Source organism: Stenotrophomonas sp. YJH_SMC_10 (assembly GCF_059371555.1).
Genome location: NZ_JCAFUS010000008.1, coordinates 46244 through 63239, shown reverse-complemented (window position 1 = coordinate 63239; position 16996 = coordinate 46244). Strand labels below are relative to the sequence as shown.

The following is a 16996-nucleotide window of genomic DNA, read 5'->3' as shown; positions in this document are numbered from 1 at the left end:
TCCAGCGCCGCTGCAGTGCGTCATGTAACCGATTACATCCCTTGCTAGCGTAGCGCTCGCCCGATTCCGGCCGAACCTGCGAGGCAGTCCGTAATGACGTTGCGCGCCGAACGCTCCAAGGTCTCCACCCTGCTTTTCCCATTGCGCCCTGCCGCCCTGCTGCTCGTCGCCCTGGCGTCCTCCGCACAGGCCCAGACGCTCCCGCCGCGCAGCCAGTGGCAGGCCAGCAGTTCCTCGCAGCAGGTGCCGGCAATGGCGATCGGCCACCTGATCGACGGCGACCCGAAGACCGTGACCGGCGGCGCCTTCAGCCCCGGCCACTGGTTCCAGATCGACCTGGGCACGCCCACCCTGCTGGCCGGCGTGCGCCTCACCTGGGATGTCTCCAATCCGGAAGGCTATTCGCTGCAGACCTCCCTGGACGGCACGCAGTGGCAGGCCGCATACACGATGGCCGATTCACTGGGCGACGTGGAAACGCTGTACTTCGCGCCGCGCCAGGCGCGCTACGTGCGGCTGGCCAGCCCGCAGCGGACCTCCGACTGGGGCGTGTCCCTCTTCGAGATGGAGCCACTGGACAACACGCTCAGCGCACGCGTCAGCGGTGTGGATGCAACGCAGGCAGCCGCGCTGTGGCAGGGCGGTGCTGCCGTCGCGATTCCCGTCGGGAAGGCAGGCGCCCATGCGCTCGAGATCACCTTGCCCCGCGCCCAGCCCACTGCCGGCCTGCTGGTCGAGTGGGCCGATGGTGCGCGTGGCGCTGCCCGATTGCAGGCGCAGGACAGCAACGGTCGCTGGCACGACTGGGCACAGGATGCGCAGGCCGCCAACCATCGGCAAAGCTGGCTGGCCGCCACTGTGGCGCAACCGGTGCGTGCGTTCCGGCTGAGCGTGGACGGCGCTGCACCCCGGGCCGCGCGGTTGCGCCTGCTGGGCCCGAAGGCGGTGATGACGCCCATGAAGCAGTACCAGATCGCCGCCAGCGGCGCGCAGCGCGGGCTGTTCCCGGCGTCACTGCAGATGCAGCAGACCTACTGGACCGCCGTCGGCGTGCACGCCGGGCGACAGAAATCGATCTTTGACGAGTACGGCAACATCGAAGCCTACAAGGGCGCACCGCTGGTGCAGCCCATCTGGCGCGGTGCCGATGGCCGCGCGGCGGGCGCCGCCGAACGCCCCGTGCACCACGCCCTGCGCGATGGTTGGAAGCCGATGCCTTCGGCCACCTGGTCGCCGCAACCCGGGCTGGAGCTGCGCAGCGAGGCCTTCGCCCTCCAGCGCGACGGGCAACCGGTCACCTTCGTGCGCCATCGCCTGCACAACACCGGCAGCAGCCGGATCGATGGAACGCTTAGCCTGGTCGTGCGCCCGATGCAGATGAACCCGCCGTGGCAGAACGGCGGGCTGTCGCCGATCCGCGAGGCCGCCGTCGATGGGCAGGCCGTGCGCATCAACGGGCGCACGCTGCTGCAGTCGCTTACGCCAGTGACCGCATCCGGCGCGGCGCCGTTCGGCGACGACGGCGCAACGGAAATCACCGCGAACATCGCTGCCGGCCAACTGCCTTCCACGCAGCAGGCGCGTGATGACCAGGGCCTTGCCTCGGCTGCGTTGAACTACCGGGTGTCGCTGGCACCGGGCAGCAGCGATGCCATCGTGGTCGCGTTCCCGCTGGGCACTGCCGCCGCCGATGCCAACGGCATGCTGCCCGAAGCACCTGCGCTTGATCTGGCTGCGCTGCCCGACGATGCCAATGCCGCGTTCGACGTGCTGGCCACGCAGGCCTCCGCCGACTGGCAGGCACGGCTGGGCCAGGTCGGCCTGCGCCTGCCCGATCCCTCGCTGGTCGACATGCTGCGCGCGCAGGCTGCCTACATGCTGATCAACCAGACCGGCCCGGCCATGCAGCCGGGGCCGCGCAACTACAACCGCTCCTTCATCCGCGACGGCATGGCCACCTCGGCGGTGCTGCTGCGCATGGGTGAAGCACGTGTCGCGCGCGATTACCTGGCCTGGTACAGCGAACACGGCGTGCATGCCAACGGCCTGGTCTCACCGATCCTCAACGACGATGGCAGCGTCAACACCGGCTTCGGCTCGGACATCGAGTACGACAGCCAGGGCCAGTACGTCGCTCTGGTGGCCGACGTTGCACGCCTGGATGGTGGGCCAGAAACGGTGCGAGCCTACCTGCCCAAGGTGAAAGCCGCACTGCGCTTCCTGCAGGAACTGCGCGAGCGCACGCTGGTGCCCGGTTACAAGGCTGACCAGCCTTCGCCGGAACGGTTTGCGGGCATCCTTGCGCCGTCGATCAGCCATGAGGGCTATCCATCACCCACCCACAGCTATTGGGATGACTATTGGGGCCTGAAGGGCTGGCACGACGGCGCGTGGCTGGCCGAGGCCCTGTGCGACCACCAGACCGCTGCCTGGGCGCGCGAGCAATACAAGCTGCTGTACGACGCATTGCATGCCTCGATCCGGGCAACGATGGCGTGGAAGGGCATCGACTTCATTCCGTCATCGGCCGATCTTGGCGATGGTGACCCCACCGGCGTCTCGATTGCATTGGACCCGACCGGCGCGCAGAGCGTACTGCCGGCCGAGGCACTGCGGACCACCTTCGCGCGTTATCTGGATGACGTGCGCAAGCGCAGCCAGCCCGGTGCGCTGTACGCCTACACCCCGTACGAGATCCGCAACGTGCTGAGCTACGTGCACTTGGGCCAGCCGCAGGCGGCCGATGAGCTGCTGCAGGGGCTGCTGCATGACCGGCGCCCGCTCGAGTGGCAGGTGCTGGCCGAGGTCGTGCACTCACGCCTGCGCTTCCCGCGCTACCTGGGCGACATGCCGCATACCTGGATCGGCGCCGAATACGGCCGCACGCTGTTCGGCATGCTGATGCGCGAAGACGATGATGCGCTGTCGCTGCTGCCGGGCACGCCCCCCGCGTGGGTGGCGGGCGATGGATTGGCGGTGGAACGCCTGCCGACGGCGTATGGCACCTTGCAGATGCAGGCGCGGCAGCGCGACGGCGTGTTGACGGTGGCGCTGGGCAAGGGCCTGCGCAGCAGGACGGCGGTGAAGGTGTGGTGGCCGCAGCGGACGATGCCGAAGACGGTGCGTGTGGATGGGCGCAGCGTTTCCGACTTCGATGCCGAGGGCGTGCGCCTGGCGAAGCCGTTCAAAACGCTGGAGGCGCGTTGGTGAAGCAGCCGAGCATGGCTTGGCTCTACAAAAGCGGGGGTCGCCCGGGCCACGCCCGGTGTCATTGCAGCGTCGGCAACCCCGGCGGATTGGTCTGCGACTGTGGCACGGCTTCCTCGGCCACATTCCAGCGTGCCAGCGCCTGCGCGTAGGTGCCGCTGCCGATCTGGGTGTTCAGCGCCTGTGTCACCGCGTCGGCCAGGCCGCTGCCCTTGCGCGTGGTCACCGAGATCGCTGCGGCATTCGGCCAGCCACCAGGGAACAGGCCCACGCGCCGCACCTTGCCGTCGCGCGCCGAATAGGCGCCGGTAGCATTGGGCTCGAACGAGACATCGGCGCGGCCGGTGATCACCGCCAGCCGCCCGACCACCGCGTCATCGAAGTACTGGTATTCCACGGGCTTCAATCCCGCCGCGATGTTCTGCTGGTCCCACTGGCGCAGGATCTGGTCCTGGTTGGTGCTGGCACCGACCACCACCTTCAGCCCGGCCACATCGGCGGGTTTTTCGATTTTCTGGATGGGCCCGTCGCTGCGCGTGTAGATGCCCAGCAGGTCGTAACGATAGCTGGAGAAATCGAACTTCTTCTTGCGTTCCTCGGTGACCGTCACGTTCGACAGCACCGCATCGTACTTGCCCGACTCCAGCCCCAGCGGCCAGTCGGCCCAGGCCACCGGCACGATCACCAGCTTCAGGCCCAACGCATCCGCGATCAGCCGCGCGATGTCCGGTTCGATGCCGACCACGTCCTTGCTGTCGGCGCCGTAGTCGGCCAGCGGTAGCTGCCCCGGGTGGGTCGCCACGGTGAATGCGCCTGGCGTGACGAAGCGGTAGCCCGCAGGAATCAAGGCCTGCGCCTTCGGGTCGAGCGTGCCCTTCAGCACGGCGGTGTTGGTGCCGGCCAGGCTGGTCGCGGCCACAGCGGCAGCCTCCGGGGCCTGGCGCACGCGCGAGTAGACGATGCCGGCGATGCCGATGACCAGCACCCCAACGATCAACAGGGTGCTGCGCGAGGGGCGACGCGGTGCTGCAGGGCTCATGGTGTTCCTTCCGGGGTTACAGGGTCTTGGCCAGGAAATCGGCGGTGCGTTGCTGGCGCGGGCGCTCGAACAGGGCCTCGGGCGTGCCCTGCTCGATCACCCGTCCCTGGTCCATCATCACCACGTGGTCGGCCACGCGGCGGGCGAAGCCCAGTTCATGGGTGACGATCACCAGCGTGGTGCCGGAACGGGCCAGCTCTTCGATCACGCTCAGCACTTCGGCCACCAGCTCCGGGTCCAGCGCCGAGGTCGGCTCATCGAACAGCAGTACCTTTGGCTGCAACGCCAGCGCGCGGGCGATCGCGATGCGCTGCTGCTGGCCACCGGACAGCTGGCGCGGGAAGGCATCGGCCTTGTCGGCCAGGCCGACCCGTTCCAGCAGCGTGCGCGCCTGCTGCTCGGCCTGCGCGCGCGGCACACCGCGTACTGCGATCGGCGCTTCGATGATGTTCTCCAGCGCGGTCAGGTGCGGGAACAGGTTGAAGCCCTGGAACACCATGCCCACTTCGGCGCGCCGGCGGCGGATCTCGCGTTCGGGCAGCTCGTACAGGGTGTCGCCATCGCGACGGTAGCCGATCAGCTGGCCACCGACGGTCACGTAGCCGCTGTCGGCGCGTTCCAGGTGGTTGATCAGCCGCAGCAACGTGGACTTGCCGGCGCCGGACGGGCCGATCAGCACGGTCACGCTGCCGGCACGCAGGTCCAGGTGCACGTCTTCCAGCACCGGCTGATCGCCAAACACCTTGCCCACGCCGTGCAGCGACACCGCCGCCCCGTCACCCGCTTCCACCTGGGTGGCGATGCGCGGGCGGTTGATCACGCGGGGCGCAGCATCACCGGACCGGCGCTGCGGCGATGACACCCGCGACACCGAACGTTCGCGTTGCAGCTGCCCGCGTGCAAAGCGCTGCTCCACACGGCGCTGCAGCAGCGACAGCGCGGTCAGGATCACCAGGTACCAGACCGTGGCCACCATCAGCAGCGGCACCACTTCCAGGTTGCGCCGGTAGATCACCTGGACGGTGTAGAACAGCTCCGGCAGCGCCAGCACGTAAACCACCGAGGTGCTCTTGGCCAGGCCGATCACATCGTTGAACGCGGCCGGCAGGATCGAACGCATCGCCTGCGGCAGGATGATGCGCCGCACCTGGCGCGCACGCGGCAGCCCGAGCGCGGCGGCCGCCTCATACTGGCCATGATCGACCGAGAGGATGCCACCGCGGATCACTTCGGCCGAGAACGCGGCCTGGTTCAGGGTCAGCCCCAGTACCGCGGCGGTGAACACGCCGATCAGCTGCGTGGTGGGGTACGAGAACAGGCTGATGCCGGTGAACGGAACGCCCAGCTCGATGGTGCTGTACAGGTAGCCCAGGTTGTTCAGCAGCAGCAGCAACACCAGCAGCGGGATCGAGCGGAACAACCACACATAGCCCCACGACACCGCCGACAGCAGGGGTGAGCCGGACACCCGTGCCAGTGCAAGCAGGGTGCCCAGCGCGAAACCGAGGCCGGTACCGAGTGCGGTCAGCAGCAGCGTCCGGCCCAGGCCTTCCAGCACCGGGCGTGCGAAGAACCACTCGGCAAAGGTGCCCCAGCCCCAGCGCGGATTGCCCAGCACCGATTGCAGCCCGATCAGGATCAGCGCCAGCGCCAATACCGTGCCGACCACCTGCAGCGGGTGCCGGGCCGGCACGATCTTCAAGGCCGGTGCGGGTGCCGGCCGTGCGCCGATCCCATCCAGCGCCGTCGAGGGCGTGCTCATGCGTGGACCCCTTGCAGCACCGCCTGCACAGGCGCAACGACAGGCGCGGGCGCCCGCAGGTGTTTCTCGAACGGCAGGTGCGCGATGGATTCCGGGTCCGCGTCCAGGTCGAACAGCGCGGTGTAGCCGTGGCTGAGGTAAAGGCCGACCGCCTCGGGCTGGCGGAAGCCGGTGGTCAGGAACACGCGCCGATAGCCCTGGCGCGCCGCCTGCTCTTCCAGTTCCTGCAGCACGCGCCGGGCGATGCCCTGCCGGCGCAGCCCGGGCAGCGTCCAGATCCGCTTGAACTCGGCGGTGTCCGGATCGCGGTGCGGCATGAAGGCACCGCCGGAGATCGCCACACCGTCGCGCAGCAACAGTACGAAGGCCCCTACCGGCGCGGCAAATGCCTGCGCCGGGTAGCGCTGCAGTTCCTCGCGGGCGCTGCCGCCGATGCGTCGGCGCACATCGGCGTAGCGACTGTCGTATTCCTGCTCCAGGCCATCGAACAGCGGCCGCGCCAGCGGGTCATCGACCGAGGTATAGAGGAAGCGTTCGTCGTGGCTCATGTCGCGTCCTTCACCAGGTAGTCTTCGGCCAGCCGCGCCCACAGGCTGGCGGCGGGGGCAATGGCCGCGTCGTTGAACACATAGCGCGGGCTGTGCAGCGGTGCACTGTCACCGTTGCCGACGAACACGAAACTGCCCGGCCGCGCCTGCAGCAGGAACGCGAAATCCTCGCTGGCGGTGCGCGGCGCGAAGTCGGGCACCACCTGTCCGGCGCCGAAGCCCTGCACCGCCACCTTGCGGACGTAGGCGGTCTGCTGCGGGTGGTTGATCACGCTGGGGAAGCCGCGCGGGAATTCAATCTCGGCGCGCGCGCCGAACGCAGCGGCGGTGTGCTCGGCAAGTTCCGTGACCCGGCGTCGCAGCGTGTCGCGCACCTCGGGCAGGTAGGCGCGCACGGTCAGCTTCAGCTCGACCACGTCCGGAATCACATTGGCGGCCTGCCCACCGTGGATCGAACCGACGGTCACCACTCCCATCTGCCGCGGGTCGACATTGCGCGACACCACACTCTGCAATGCCGTGATGATGTGCGCGGCAACCAGGATCGGGTCCACGCTGCCCTGCGGCTCGGCCCCATGGCCGCCCTTGCCGATCACTTTCAGCCGCGCCCAGTCAACCGACGCCATCGCTGGGCCGTCGACGAAACCGAAGTGGCCGACCGGTACGCCAGGCCAGTTGTGCAGCCCATAGATCGCATCCACCGGGAAGCGCTCGAACAGGCCGTCGGCGATCATCTTCGATGCACCCGAACCGGTTTCTTCCGCAGGCTGGAACACCAGCTGCAAGGTGCCGTCGATATTGCCGTGATGGGCCAGGTAATGCGCGGCGGACAGCAGGATGGCGGTGTGACCATCGTGACCGCAGGCATGCATCAGCCCGTCGGTCTGGCTGGCGTAAGCCAGCCCGGAGTCTTCGTGGATCGGCAAGGCATCGATGTCCGCACGCAGCCCCAGTCGACGACTGCCCTGCCCGCGTTGCAGCGTGCCGACCACGCCGGTGCCACCGAGGCCGGTGGTCACGTCATAACCCCATTGCTGCAGAAGTTCGGCCACGCGGGCGCTGGTGCGATGCTCTTCGAAGGCCAGCTCCGGGTGCCGGTGCAGGTCATGGCGGATCGTGATGGCAGCCTCGGCGCGTGCCGCGATCTCCGGCAACACGCCAATCGCTGGGGAACTCCGCCGGGCCTGGCCCGGTGCTACCGCAGTTTCTCCGCTCATTGCCCTACCCCACCTTCCGCGCCGGTTCGGCGTCGGTCGCATACCGGCTGGCCTTGTACGGCAGGCCCAGATGCCCGCGCAGGGTCTGCCCTTCCAGCTCGCGCTGGTGGTAGCCGCGCGCCTGCAGGATCGGCAATACCTGGGTCACGAAGTCGTCCAGGCCCTCGCGCTGCGCGGCAAAGCCCAGGATGAAGCCATCGCTCGCACCGGCGTCGAACCAGCGGATCAACTCATCGGCCACGTGCTCCGGCGTACCGATGAAGTTGGGTCGCGGGCTCACTGCCTCCAATGCCACCTGGCGCAGGCTCAGCCCCTTCTCGCGCGCATCCTGCTTGATGCGATCAGTGGTGGAGCGGAACGAATTGCTGCCGATATCGCCCAGTTCGGGGAACGGTGCGTCAGGGTCGTACTGGCTGAAATCATGGTGATCGAAGAACCGGCCCAGATAGGCCAGCGCATCCTCCAGCGTCGCCAGTGCGGCAATTGCCTGGTACTTGGCCTCGGCCTCCTCGGCCGTGCGGCCGACGATGGGGCCGATACCCGGAAAGATCTTCACGTCGTTGCCGCTGCGGCCATGGGCGATCGCCGAGTTCTTCACCTTCTGGGTGAACGCGCGGGTTTCTTCCAGCGACGGCGAATGGGTGAACACCGCATCGGCGTACTTGCCGGCCAGCGCGATGCCGTCATCGGACGACCCGGCCTGGAAGATCACGGGCTGGCCCTGCGGCGATCGCTGGATATTGAGCGGGCCTTCCACCTGGAAGAAGCGGCCCTTGTGGTCGAGCCGGCGGAATTTTTCCGGTGCGAAGAACGTGCCGCTGTCGCGCTCGCGCACGAACGCGTCGTCATCCCACGAATCCCACAGTCCCTGCACCACCTCCAGGTATTCGTCGGCGATCTGGTAGCGCAGCGCATGCTCCGGATGGGGGCGGCCGTAGTTGCGGCCGGAACCTTCCAGTGGCGAGGTCACCACGTTCCAGCCGGCGCGGCCGCCGCTGAGCAGGTCCAGCGAGGCGAACTGGCGGGCGACGGTGAACGGATCGCTGTAGGACGTCGACAGCGTACCGGCCAGGCCGATCTTCTTCGTCGCCGTGGCCAACGCCGACAGCAGCGAGATCGGCTCGAAGCGGTTGAGGAAGTGCGGGATCGACTTTTCGTTGATGTACAGGCCGTCGGCCACGAAGCCGAAGGCGATGCCGTTGTCTTCGGCGGTGCGCGCGATGTCGATGTAGAACTGCAGGTTGACGCTGGCATCGGCCGGGTTGGACGGGTGCTTCCAGGCGTGCATGTGGCTGCCGGGGCCCTGCAGCATGATGCCGAACGGAATGTGGCGCGGGGTCGTGCTCATGGGAATCGCTCCTGCGGGTCACGCCACCGCCGCGCGTGGCGCAGGCGACAGCAGTTCGAGGGATGTCAGGCGTGCATCGAGGTCGGCCACCGGCGCATCGAGGATGAACTCGCCCACGCCGAAGCGTCGGTGCAGCGCATCCAGTTCGTCGCGTACCTGTTGCGCATCGCCGGACAGCACGCTGGGCCGTGTTTCCTCGATGCGGAAGTCGGCCACGCCTACCTGGCGCGCGTACTCGGCAGCCGCCTCGGGGCTGGGCAGGTTCACCGTCTGCCCCGGGCCAAGGTGCAGCTTGTAGACGCGCAGTGCGCCGATGTGACGTGCAGCGGCTTCGGCCGTCGGGGCAGCAAAGGCCACCGTGGCCAGCAGCGGGGGCTGCGTAGCGGCACTGCGATAGGCATCGAACGCGGCCTCGATGTGCTTCGGGTCACCATCGAAGTGCGCGGCGTACACGAAGCGCCAGCCCAGCGCGGCCGCCTGCCGCGCGCTCTGCGGACTGGCACCCAGCAGGAACCGCTCCGGTGCCTGTTGGGGAACCGGCCGCGCCAGCACCTCGCTTTCTGCACCGGAAAGATAGCCTTCCAGATCGCGCAGTTGCTGGTCGAAGTCGGCAAACGCCGGGCGCCCTGCCGCCAGCGCGGCGGTCGATGCCGGCAGGCCGCCGGGTGCCTTGCCCACGCCTAGGTCCACGCGTCCCGGCGCCAACGCCGCCAGCAGGTTGAAGTTCTCGGCCACCTTGTAAGGCGCGTAGTGGCGCAGCATGACCCCGCCGCTGCCGATGCGGATGCGCCGGGTCTGCGCCAGCACCCAGGCGGCCAGCACCTCCGGCGCAGGGCTGGCCAGGGTCGGCGCGGCGTGGTGTTCGGCAAACCAGTAACGGTGATAGCCCAGCTGCTCGGCGCGCTGCGCCAGCAGCAGGCTGTTGCGCAGTGCCTGCTCCGGCGAGGCCCCGTCGGCCACCGGGCTCTTGTCCAATACGCTGATCAGGTAGCTCATTGACGCGTCCTCGCTCAGGGATGGGCCACGGGAATGCCGAGCAACCCGTTCAGCGCCGCCAGGATCGGCTCGGCACCGGAGACGTACTGGCGATCCTTGTGGGCGCCACTGGCCAGCGCGCTGTGCACGCCCTGCGGCAGCACCAGCTTCGGCAGCGACTGGTCCTGCTCGCCAATCTCCGCGATCACCTCGCGACGCGGCCGTGCGAAGCCGATGCGACGTACGTCCAGCTGCGCGTCGAGGCCCTCGATGCTCGACAGCGCACCTTCCAGCAGCAGGCTGTGCCGGCAGAAGAAACGCTGGCCGGGAATCTGACCGTCCTCGAACTCGCGGTCCAGCAGGAACAGGATGGGTTTGCTTGCTGCGTCGAGCGTCACTGGGGGGTCCTCATCTGGGCCGGCAATGCGATGCCGCTTCGATATCGATGCTAGAGATGCCAGCGGTCGCGGCGGCGATGCCTGGCGACAATCGGCGGTCAGATCCGGCCATGCAGATGCGCCTTCGCCATAAGAAAAGCGCCGCCGGTTATGGCCTCAGGCAATGCGCCGCAGCGGCGTCGGCGGCGCCAGTCCCTGCGTGGCCAGATGCGCGGCGGCACGCTCGGTCGCCAGCGCGATACGCGCCTGCAGCGCCGCGCTGCTGACGTGCTCGCCGTCGAAGTCAGCCGGCGTGGCATACACCCCGATCGGCAGCGTGTGCGCCTGCAGGAAACTGAACAACGGCCGCAACTGGTGGTCGATCACCAGCGCATGGCGCTCGCTGCCCCCGGTCGCGGCCAGCAGCACCGGTGTATCCACCAGCGCCTCCAGCCCGATGAAGTCGACCAGGTGCTTGAACAGTCCCGGGTACGATCCGCGGTACACAGGCGCGGCCACCACCAGCAGGCCAGCGCCCTCGATGGTCTGCAGCGCCTGCTCCACCGCCGGCTCCGCTTCATCGCGCGACAACGACTGCCCCAACGAGCGGGCGATCGGCGCCAGCTCCACCCGCTCCACGCTGGCGTGCACCCGCTGCTGCAGCGACGCCAGCAGATGCCGCACCAGCAGCAGCGTGCGCGAAGTCGCCGAACTGGCCGGTGAGCCCACCAATGCAACCACCCTCAATGCAGAAGACATGAACTGCTCCTCGATGATGGCGGACCCTGTCCGGCCGCCTTTCGCGTTATGTAGAGCCGAGCCATGCCCGGCTGCTTCCCGCCTCAGAACCGGTAGTTGATCCGCCCGTACCAGAACGCCCCGATCCGGCTCAGCACGTCGCCCGAATCCCAGGTCGTCTCGATGCTCGCCACATCGGTGGCACTGCGTGCATACGCGGGTACCTTGCGCGTGCGCTTGTCGAACACGTTGTTGATGCCCAGCGCTGCACTCCAGCCTGCGCCCAGCTCCACGGCGCCGGAGAGATTGGTCACCAGCACCGGCGGCTGCTTGTACTCCACGCCGTTGTTCAGGCGCTTGATCGGTCCGTAGTAGGTGAAATCCAGGTTCGAGCGCCAGCGCCCGTTCTGCCAGCCCAAGCCCGCCACCTGGGTGTAGCTGGGCGTGCGGAAGCGCAGCGCGTATTCGCTGCTCTTGGTCAGCAGGTTGATGTTCGGCAGCCCCTGCAGCGCCGCCGGAATGTCGCTCACCTTCTGGATGGTGGTACGCCCGACGTTGGCCGCGTAGCTCCAGCGCAGCTTGCCCCACGCGGTGTCCTGGTTGGCTTCCAGGGTCAGCTCGACACCGCGTGTGCGGGTATTGCCCACATTGGTGAAGTAGCTGGCGTAGAACGCATCACCCGGCAGGATGCTGATGCCGGCGGAACCCAGCAGCGCATCGATGGTGTTCTTCTGCGCCGCACTCAACACCGTACCGCTGTTGTCGGTGATGCGCGCCGGGTCCTGCGCGTTGTAACCGATCTGGCTGGACTGGCCGAGCTGGCCGCGGATGTCGATCTGGTAGGCATCCACGGCCAGGTGAAATGCAGGGCTCGGGTCCCAGGTCACGCCCAGGCTGTAGTTGGTGGCTTTCTCGGGCTTCAGCGGCGTGGCACCCAGCGCAATCGCCGCCGGCGAAGACACCTGCGCCACCAGCGTGGTACCGCACGGGCAGCTGCCGGTGGCCTGGTAGTACTGCGCGCCGAGGCTGGGCGCATGGAAACCATTGCTGACCGTCGCGCGTACACCCAACGCGTCGGTGAAGTCGAAGCGCGTGGTCAGGCGGCCCGTGGACACGCTGCCGAAGTCGGAATGATCTTCCCAGCGTGCAGCCGCATCCAGATACCAGCGCGAGGTGATGTTGCTGGCCGCGCCCACATAGACCGCCTTGCTGTTGCGCGTCGCCTTCACCGCATCGGCGGTGGAGTAGCCCACGAACGCGGCGGCGCCGAAGCCGGTGTACGACTCCCACTGCCCGGCCCCGCGTTCGTACTGTTCCTGCTGGTACTCGGCGCCTGCGCTCACTTCCAGCGGTGACGCAAAGGCGGCCACCTCGAAGCCACGGCGCAGGTCCAGGTTGGCGATGCCCTGCTGGTAGTCCAGCTTGCCGTCATAGAAGTCAGTGGGCGATCCGGGGTACGGCAACGAGTAGTTCACCGAGTTGCGGGTATAGGTGCGCACCGTGCTGCGGTTGCCGGTCAGGCTGGCGTCGTAGTCCCAGCCTGCCACCTGCCCTTTCACGCCCGCAGTGCCGGTGTACTGCTTTTCCTTGGTTTCCAGCACGGGCAGGAAGCCATCGGGGAACACGCTCAGCACCCCGGGCGCCTTGTAGGTGGTGAAGATGGTCGCCGGCAGGCGGAAGTTCTGGATCGCCTGCGCGGTGCGATCGCTGGCCGTGGCGTTGGCGTAGAACTGCGCGCGCTCGCCCAGGCCATGGCCCGCATTCACTGCGAAGGCCTTCAACGCGTACGACGGCGAGCTGAGGATGATGTTGGCCTCCGCATCGCGGCCGGCCTCGGCGGGGTTCGGCGACGCACCGGCGGGCAACCGGTTGTTCGGGCGCAACGCTACCCGATTGCCATTGGCATCCACCGCCGGGTAGCTCAGGTAACCGTCGATGTAGCGGCGGCTGCGGATCGCATGATGCTGGCGGGTGGTTTCACCGGACAGATTGACGAAGCCGTCCTGGCCCCATGGCAGGCCGACGTTGGCGCGCACACTGGTACGCGAACCGTCGCCATCGATGCTCTGCCCGCTCTCAACCGACAGGTCACCGCCATGCGCCTGCGACTTCAGGATCACGTTGACCACGCCGGTGATCGCGTCCGAGCCATAGATGGCCGACGCACCATCGCGCAGCACTTCCACATGGTCGATGGCCGACACCGGAATCAGCGCCAGGTCGGCCCAGGCGTGGCCCGGAAAGCCGCCGCCGTTGGCCCCACTCACGTAGGCGCTGGCATTGCGGCGCTTGCCGTTCACCAGCACCAGCGTGTAGCCCGGTGACAGGTTGCGCAGCTGGTAGCCACGGATCAGGCTCTCCTGGTCGCTCTGGTAGCCGCCGATCTGGCTCAGCGACGGCAGCGCACGTTGCAGCGCTTCCAGCAGGTTCGCCTGGCCGGTGGCGGCCAGGTCTTCGGCAGAGATCACATCGATCGGCGTGGAGCTGTTCTTCACGGTGCGCGTGCTGGTACGCGAACCGGTCACCACCACCGCATCCAGCGTGGACGCAGCCACGTTGGCTGTCGCGGCGGTGGCAGCGGGATCGGCATCGGCATCGGCTTCGGCCGCGTGGCCAGGCGATGCGGCCAGAACGGCAGCGATCAGGACAGCAAGGGGGCTCAGGACAGGGGCGTGGGCGGCAGGCATGGGGGCTCGTGGGGGTGGGCCGGAAACACGCTTCCATTCAAGGGCCTGTTCACCCGCGGCAACAGGCGGGATCGCGTCACCCAACCGTCATATCCGGCCAGCCACATGACGGCTGGTAATGACGTTAGGCAGGCGTGCACAGCACGCGCATGGGACGGCGATGGGCAATCGACGTTGGGTGATGTGCGGCGGCTGGTGGGTGACCGGCGGCGGTCGGCAACCGACGGGGTAGAGTCGACTGTTAGTCGACTGCTGTTGGCGATACCGCCTGGAAGCCCGCGCTGCGCGCGATAGTCGACCAACAGTCGACCCTACACCGTCGGGCGCCCCAAGCCAGGAATGTCACCCGTGCACATGCTCCACAGGCATCACCTCATGCCCGCGCGCCACTCAGCGCCGCGCACCGCCGCCCGTAGCATCTAGCCATGCCCAGCCCTTCCGCCGATCCCAGCGCACCGCTCGTCGCCATCGTCGCCTGCCACGGCCAGGGGCTGTTCGAGTTCGGCTGCGCGGTTGGCCTGTTCGCGCCGGTGCGGCCGGAACTCGGCGTGGCCTGGTACCGCACCCAGCTGTGCGCGGGCGAGCCCGGCGCGCTGCGCATGCTCGGTAATGCGCAGGTGCAGCTGCCCTACGATCTCAGCACGGTCGATGACGCCGACATCATCGTCATCCCCGGCTGGCGCGAGCCCAGCGAACGTCCGCCACAGGCGCTGCTCGATGCACTGATCCGTGCGCATGCCCGTGGCGCGCGCATCACCTCGATCTGCTCCGGTGCCTTCGTGCTGGCCTGGGCCGGGCTGCTCGATGGCCGCCAGGCCACCACGCACTGGCGCCTCACCGAATCACTCGCACGCGACTTCCCGCGCATCGATGTGCGGGAGGATGTGCTGTACGTGGATACCGGCAGCATCATCACTTCGGCCGGCTCGGCCACCGGCATGGACATGATGCTGCACATGGTGCGCAAGGATTACGGCGCGCGCGTGGCCAACCTGGTGGCCGAACGGCTGGTGCTGGCACCGTGGCGCGACGCCGGGCGCAGCCAGCGCGTCAGCCGCGCCATTCCCCACGGCGAGCCCACCCGCTTGGCAAAGCTGATGGAATGGATGCGCCGCAACCTGCGCGAGCCGCACTCGCTCGGCAGCCTCGCCGAGCAGGCCGCGCTCAGCCAGCGCACGCTGCAGCGGCAGTTCCTGGAGGCCACCGGCCTGTCACCCATCGACTGGCTGATCCGCGAACGCGTGGCCTTCGCGCGCGAGCTGCTGGAAACCACCGACCGGCCCCTGCAGTGGATCGCCGAGCAGGCCGGCTTTGGTTCGCAGGAATCCTTCCGCCGGCACTTCCGCGGCCAGGTCGACGCCAGTCCTGCCGAGTACCGCAACCAGCACCGCGGCGGTCTCGGTGCCGACCGCCTGGTGGGCTGTTGACCCAGTGCGCGGTGCCAGGCGTGGCGTGAGCAAAGCCTCACGACGGTGCGGGCTTGCGTGCGTATAGTGACGTGCGTCACAAGAAGCCCCTTCCATGCTCCATGCATTTGCTTACTCCAGCCGCATGTCGGCTGGGCTGTCCAATCACGCCCTCCGCCAGATCGTCTTGCAATCTGCCGCGTTCAATCGCCGGGTGGACGTTACCGGTGCGCTGATCGTCGACGGCCAGCGGTTTTTCCAGTACATCGAAGGCCCGCCCGACGGCCTGGCGGCGGTCAGGCGCCGCATCCTGGACAGCCGTTCGCACGCGGCCGTCGCCCCGGTACTGGACATGGCCATCAGCGCGCGTGCCGTTCCGTACTGGGCGATGACCCACATCGAGACCGGGCAGATCGTGGTGTCCGGCCTGGTGAATGCGCGCTGGGACGAGTTCGGCCACGCCATCCCGGGCATGGACCAGCTCGTCGGCCTGCTGCGTCCGCATTTTCCACGCGTCGGCAGCGTCGGCGCGCCACCCGCAAACGCCTGATACACACTGAACCGTCGCCTTGCACGCGCACGCCGCCGCGGCCGCGCGCTGCGTTCAGGCGTCATCATCCAGATCCCCCTTCCCATCGTCTTCGCCACGCCCATCGCATGCCCGTACCCGCCCACCCTGCAACGGAAACACGCGCATCGCCTGCCGACCTGTTCGAGGTCATCGTCGTGCGTGCAGGCACCGTCCTGTTCGCCACCGACATCCAGGCGGCGGTCGAAATACGCGGTCCGGAGAGATTCGGCCCTGCAGACCACCATGGCAGACCGACCCTGGAGGTCCGTGGGCAACCGTTACCCGTCGTCGACCTGCGCCGCATGAGCGGCCAACCGGCATTCGAGGGTGGCAGCCCGGCCATGCTGTTGATCAACGCCGGCACCGCACCCCTGGCGCTGGCCGTGGACGAAGTGCTGGAGATTGAGGCACCCGACGCGACCACACGCGTCCCCGAGCGTGCCGCGGGCCAATCGTTCGGCTTCTGCAGCGGGCACATTCAACTTGACCCGGCACGCTCGGCTGCACTGATCGAACCGGTGGCACTGCTGGCCGCACTCGCCACGCAGGGGTGACCGGCAGCGCCTCAGGATCGTCCTGCCAAGGCACGGTTTCGCAGCCTCCAGCACTGCGCGGCAAAGCCGATCACGAACACCACCAGGCAGGCCAGCAGGGTGTGCAGCACCACCGGGGCCATCGGCGCCGCTGCAATCGGATGCGCTGCCGGCAAGCGGGTCAGCGTTTCGTTGACGCCGGGCACCAACGAGAGCAGGAAGCTGAACGACAGTGCGAAGGTCGACAGGTAACGCGCGGCGCGCCCCAGCCAGCGCAGCCGCGCGGCCAGCACGCCGCCGAATGCCACCAGCAGCACGACCACCCCGAACGCGTGGCCCGGATTGAGCCCCCCGGTGCTGGAGACGGTGAACGAGGTGGCCACCGACAGCACCAGGCCCACCAGGTACAGCTTGCCCGCGCGGGTGGCGGGATCGATTGCGCGGTGGCGGATGAAGGCATACAGGCCGCTCAACACCGGGATCAGGCTGACAGCGGTATGGATCACGCCGAGCGTGGACAGAGGGTGCGACATGGACATATCTCCGGAACAGGATGAACCTACTAGTAGGTAGGCATTGGACTCAAAA

Annotated in this window: 14 protein-coding genes; 4 read left to right on the top strand and 10 right to left on the bottom strand. The window is 68.0% G+C overall.

All coding sequences use genetic code 11. The annotated features are described in order from the left end of the window. The first annotated feature begins 93 nt into the window (after positions 1–93). Positions 94–3210 carry a discoidin domain-containing protein gene (locus AC5P9C_RS11945; protein WP_495205162.1) on the top strand — a complete coding sequence of 1039 codons (3117 nt, stop codon included), beginning with the start codon at positions 94–96 and terminating at the stop codon, positions 3208–3210. 58 nt (positions 3211–3268) lie between these two features. Here the strand turns inward: AC5P9C_RS11945 and AC5P9C_RS11940 are convergent, their stop codons facing one another. From AC5P9C_RS11940 to AC5P9C_RS11900, 9 genes are all read right to left on the bottom strand, one after another. After that, entirely contained in the window at positions 3269–4246 is a 978-nt protein-coding gene (locus AC5P9C_RS11940; RefSeq protein ID WP_053462770.1) for an ABC transporter substrate-binding protein, read from the bottom strand. Between the two features lie 16 nt (positions 4247–4262). Then, the gene (locus tag AC5P9C_RS11935; RefSeq protein WP_150826456.1) at positions 4263–6008 is read right to left on the bottom strand and encodes an amino acid ABC transporter permease/ATP-binding protein; all 1746 of its coding nucleotides are present in this window, start codon (positions 6006–6008) and stop codon (positions 4263–4265) included. Continuing rightward, the gene (locus AC5P9C_RS11930; protein ID WP_057494514.1) at positions 6005–6556 is read right to left on the bottom strand and encodes a GNAT family N-acetyltransferase; all 552 of its coding nucleotides are present in this window, start codon (positions 6554–6556) and stop codon (positions 6005–6007) included. Before AC5P9C_RS11930 ends, AC5P9C_RS11935 begins: the two co-directional genes overlap by 4 nt. Continuing rightward, positions 6553–7773 (bottom strand): M20 aminoacylase family protein, encoded by a 1221-nt coding sequence (locus AC5P9C_RS11925; RefSeq protein WP_080355604.1) that lies wholly within the window; start codon positions 7771–7773, stop codon positions 6553–6555. The genes AC5P9C_RS11930 and AC5P9C_RS11925 overlap by 4 nt, the downstream gene beginning before the upstream one ends. Before the next feature lie 4 nt (positions 7774–7777). Beyond that, entirely contained in the window at positions 7778–9121 is a 1344-nt protein-coding gene (locus AC5P9C_RS11920) for an LLM class flavin-dependent oxidoreductase (protein ID WP_103283014.1), read from the bottom strand. A gap of 18 nt (positions 9122–9139) precedes the next feature. After that, positions 9140–10117, bottom strand: coding sequence for an MsnO8 family LLM class oxidoreductase (locus tag AC5P9C_RS11915; protein ID WP_053462766.1), 978 nt, complete (start codon positions 10115–10117; stop codon positions 9140–9142). A 14-nt stretch (positions 10118–10131) separates the two neighbouring features. Beyond that, a complete protein-coding gene (locus AC5P9C_RS11910) occupies positions 10132–10494 on the bottom strand; it encodes a DUF3088 family protein (protein WP_049471349.1) in 363 nt (120 codons plus the stop codon). A 156-nt stretch (positions 10495–10650) separates the two neighbouring features. Beyond that, positions 10651–11232, bottom strand: coding sequence for an FMN reductase (gene msuE, locus AC5P9C_RS11905; RefSeq protein ID WP_049471246.1), 582 nt, complete (start codon positions 11230–11232; stop codon positions 10651–10653). A gap of 83 nt (positions 11233–11315) precedes the next feature. After that, on the bottom strand, positions 11316–13898 hold the full coding sequence (locus AC5P9C_RS11900; protein WP_495205161.1) for a TonB-dependent receptor plug domain-containing protein: 2583 nt from the start codon (positions 13896–13898) through the stop codon (positions 11316–11318). A 425-nt stretch (positions 13899–14323) separates the two neighbouring features. Here AC5P9C_RS11900 and ftrA point away from each other — a divergent pair, with 425 nt between their 5' ends. The 3 genes from ftrA to AC5P9C_RS11885 all read left to right on the top strand — a co-directional run bounded on the left by ftrA (position 14324) and on the right by AC5P9C_RS11885 (position 16429). Continuing rightward, positions 14324–15325, top strand: a complete 1002-nt coding sequence (ftrA, locus tag AC5P9C_RS11895) for a transcriptional regulator FtrA (RefSeq protein WP_057495310.1) — start codon at positions 14324–14326, stop codon at positions 15323–15325. A gap of 94 nt (positions 15326–15419) precedes the next feature. Then, positions 15420–15854, top strand: a complete 435-nt coding sequence (locus AC5P9C_RS11890; protein ID WP_103283017.1) for a BLUF domain-containing protein — start codon at positions 15420–15422, stop codon at positions 15852–15854. Between the two features lie 107 nt (positions 15855–15961). Next, on the top strand, positions 15962–16429 hold the full coding sequence (locus tag AC5P9C_RS11885; protein WP_288431779.1) for a chemotaxis protein CheW: 468 nt from the start codon (positions 15962–15964) through the stop codon (positions 16427–16429). An 11-nt stretch (positions 16430–16440) separates the two neighbouring features. On the opposite strand, the gene AC5P9C_RS11880 is transcribed toward AC5P9C_RS11885, so the two are convergent. Continuing rightward, positions 16441–16941 (bottom strand): hypothetical protein, encoded by a 501-nt coding sequence (locus AC5P9C_RS11880; RefSeq protein WP_058982594.1) that lies wholly within the window; start codon positions 16939–16941, stop codon positions 16441–16443. Positions 16942–16996: the final 55 nt, after the last annotated feature.

What these genes read in the sequence shown, in the direction of transcription:
- AC5P9C_RS11945 (WP_495205162.1), top strand. Translation starts at nt 94, where the DNA reads ATGACGTTGCGCGCCGAACGCTCCAAGGTCTCCACCCTGCTTTTCCCA.
- AC5P9C_RS11940 (WP_053462770.1), bottom strand. Translation starts at nt 4,246, where the DNA reads ATGAGCCCTGCAGCACCGCGTCGCCCCTCGCGCAGCACCCTGTTGATC.
- AC5P9C_RS11935 (WP_150826456.1), bottom strand. Translation starts at nt 6,008, where the DNA reads ATGAGCACGCCCTCGACGGCGCTGGATGGGATCGGCGCACGGCCGGCA.
- AC5P9C_RS11930 (WP_057494514.1), bottom strand. Translation starts at nt 6,556, where the DNA reads ATGAGCCACGACGAACGCTTCCTCTATACCTCGGTCGATGACCCGCTG.
- AC5P9C_RS11925 (WP_080355604.1), bottom strand. Translation starts at nt 7,773, where the DNA reads ATGAGCGGAGAAACTGCGGTAGCACCGGGCCAGGCCCGGCGGAGTTCC.
- AC5P9C_RS11920 (WP_103283014.1), bottom strand. Translation starts at nt 9,121, where the DNA reads ATGAGCACGACCCCGCGCCACATTCCGTTCGGCATCATGCTGCAGGGC.
- AC5P9C_RS11915 (WP_053462766.1), bottom strand. Translation starts at nt 10,117, where the DNA reads ATGAGCTACCTGATCAGCGTATTGGACAAGAGCCCGGTGGCCGACGGG.
- msuE (WP_049471246.1), bottom strand. Translation starts at nt 11,232, where the DNA reads ATGTCTTCTGCATTGAGGGTGGTTGCATTGGTGGGCTCACCGGCCAGT.
- AC5P9C_RS11900 (WP_495205161.1), bottom strand. Translation starts at nt 13,898, where the DNA reads ATGCCTGCCGCCCACGCCCCTGTCCTGAGCCCCCTTGCTGTCCTGATC.
- ftrA (WP_057495310.1), top strand. Translation starts at nt 14,324, where the DNA reads ATGCCCAGCCCTTCCGCCGATCCCAGCGCACCGCTCGTCGCCATCGTC.
- AC5P9C_RS11890 (WP_103283017.1), top strand. Translation starts at nt 15,420, where the DNA reads ATGCTCCATGCATTTGCTTACTCCAGCCGCATGTCGGCTGGGCTGTCC.
- AC5P9C_RS11885 (WP_288431779.1), top strand. Translation starts at nt 15,962, where the DNA reads ATGCCCGTACCCGCCCACCCTGCAACGGAAACACGCGCATCGCCTGCC.
- AC5P9C_RS11880 (WP_058982594.1), bottom strand. Translation starts at nt 16,941, where the DNA reads ATGTCGCACCCTCTGTCCACGCTCGGCGTGATCCATACCGCTGTCAGC.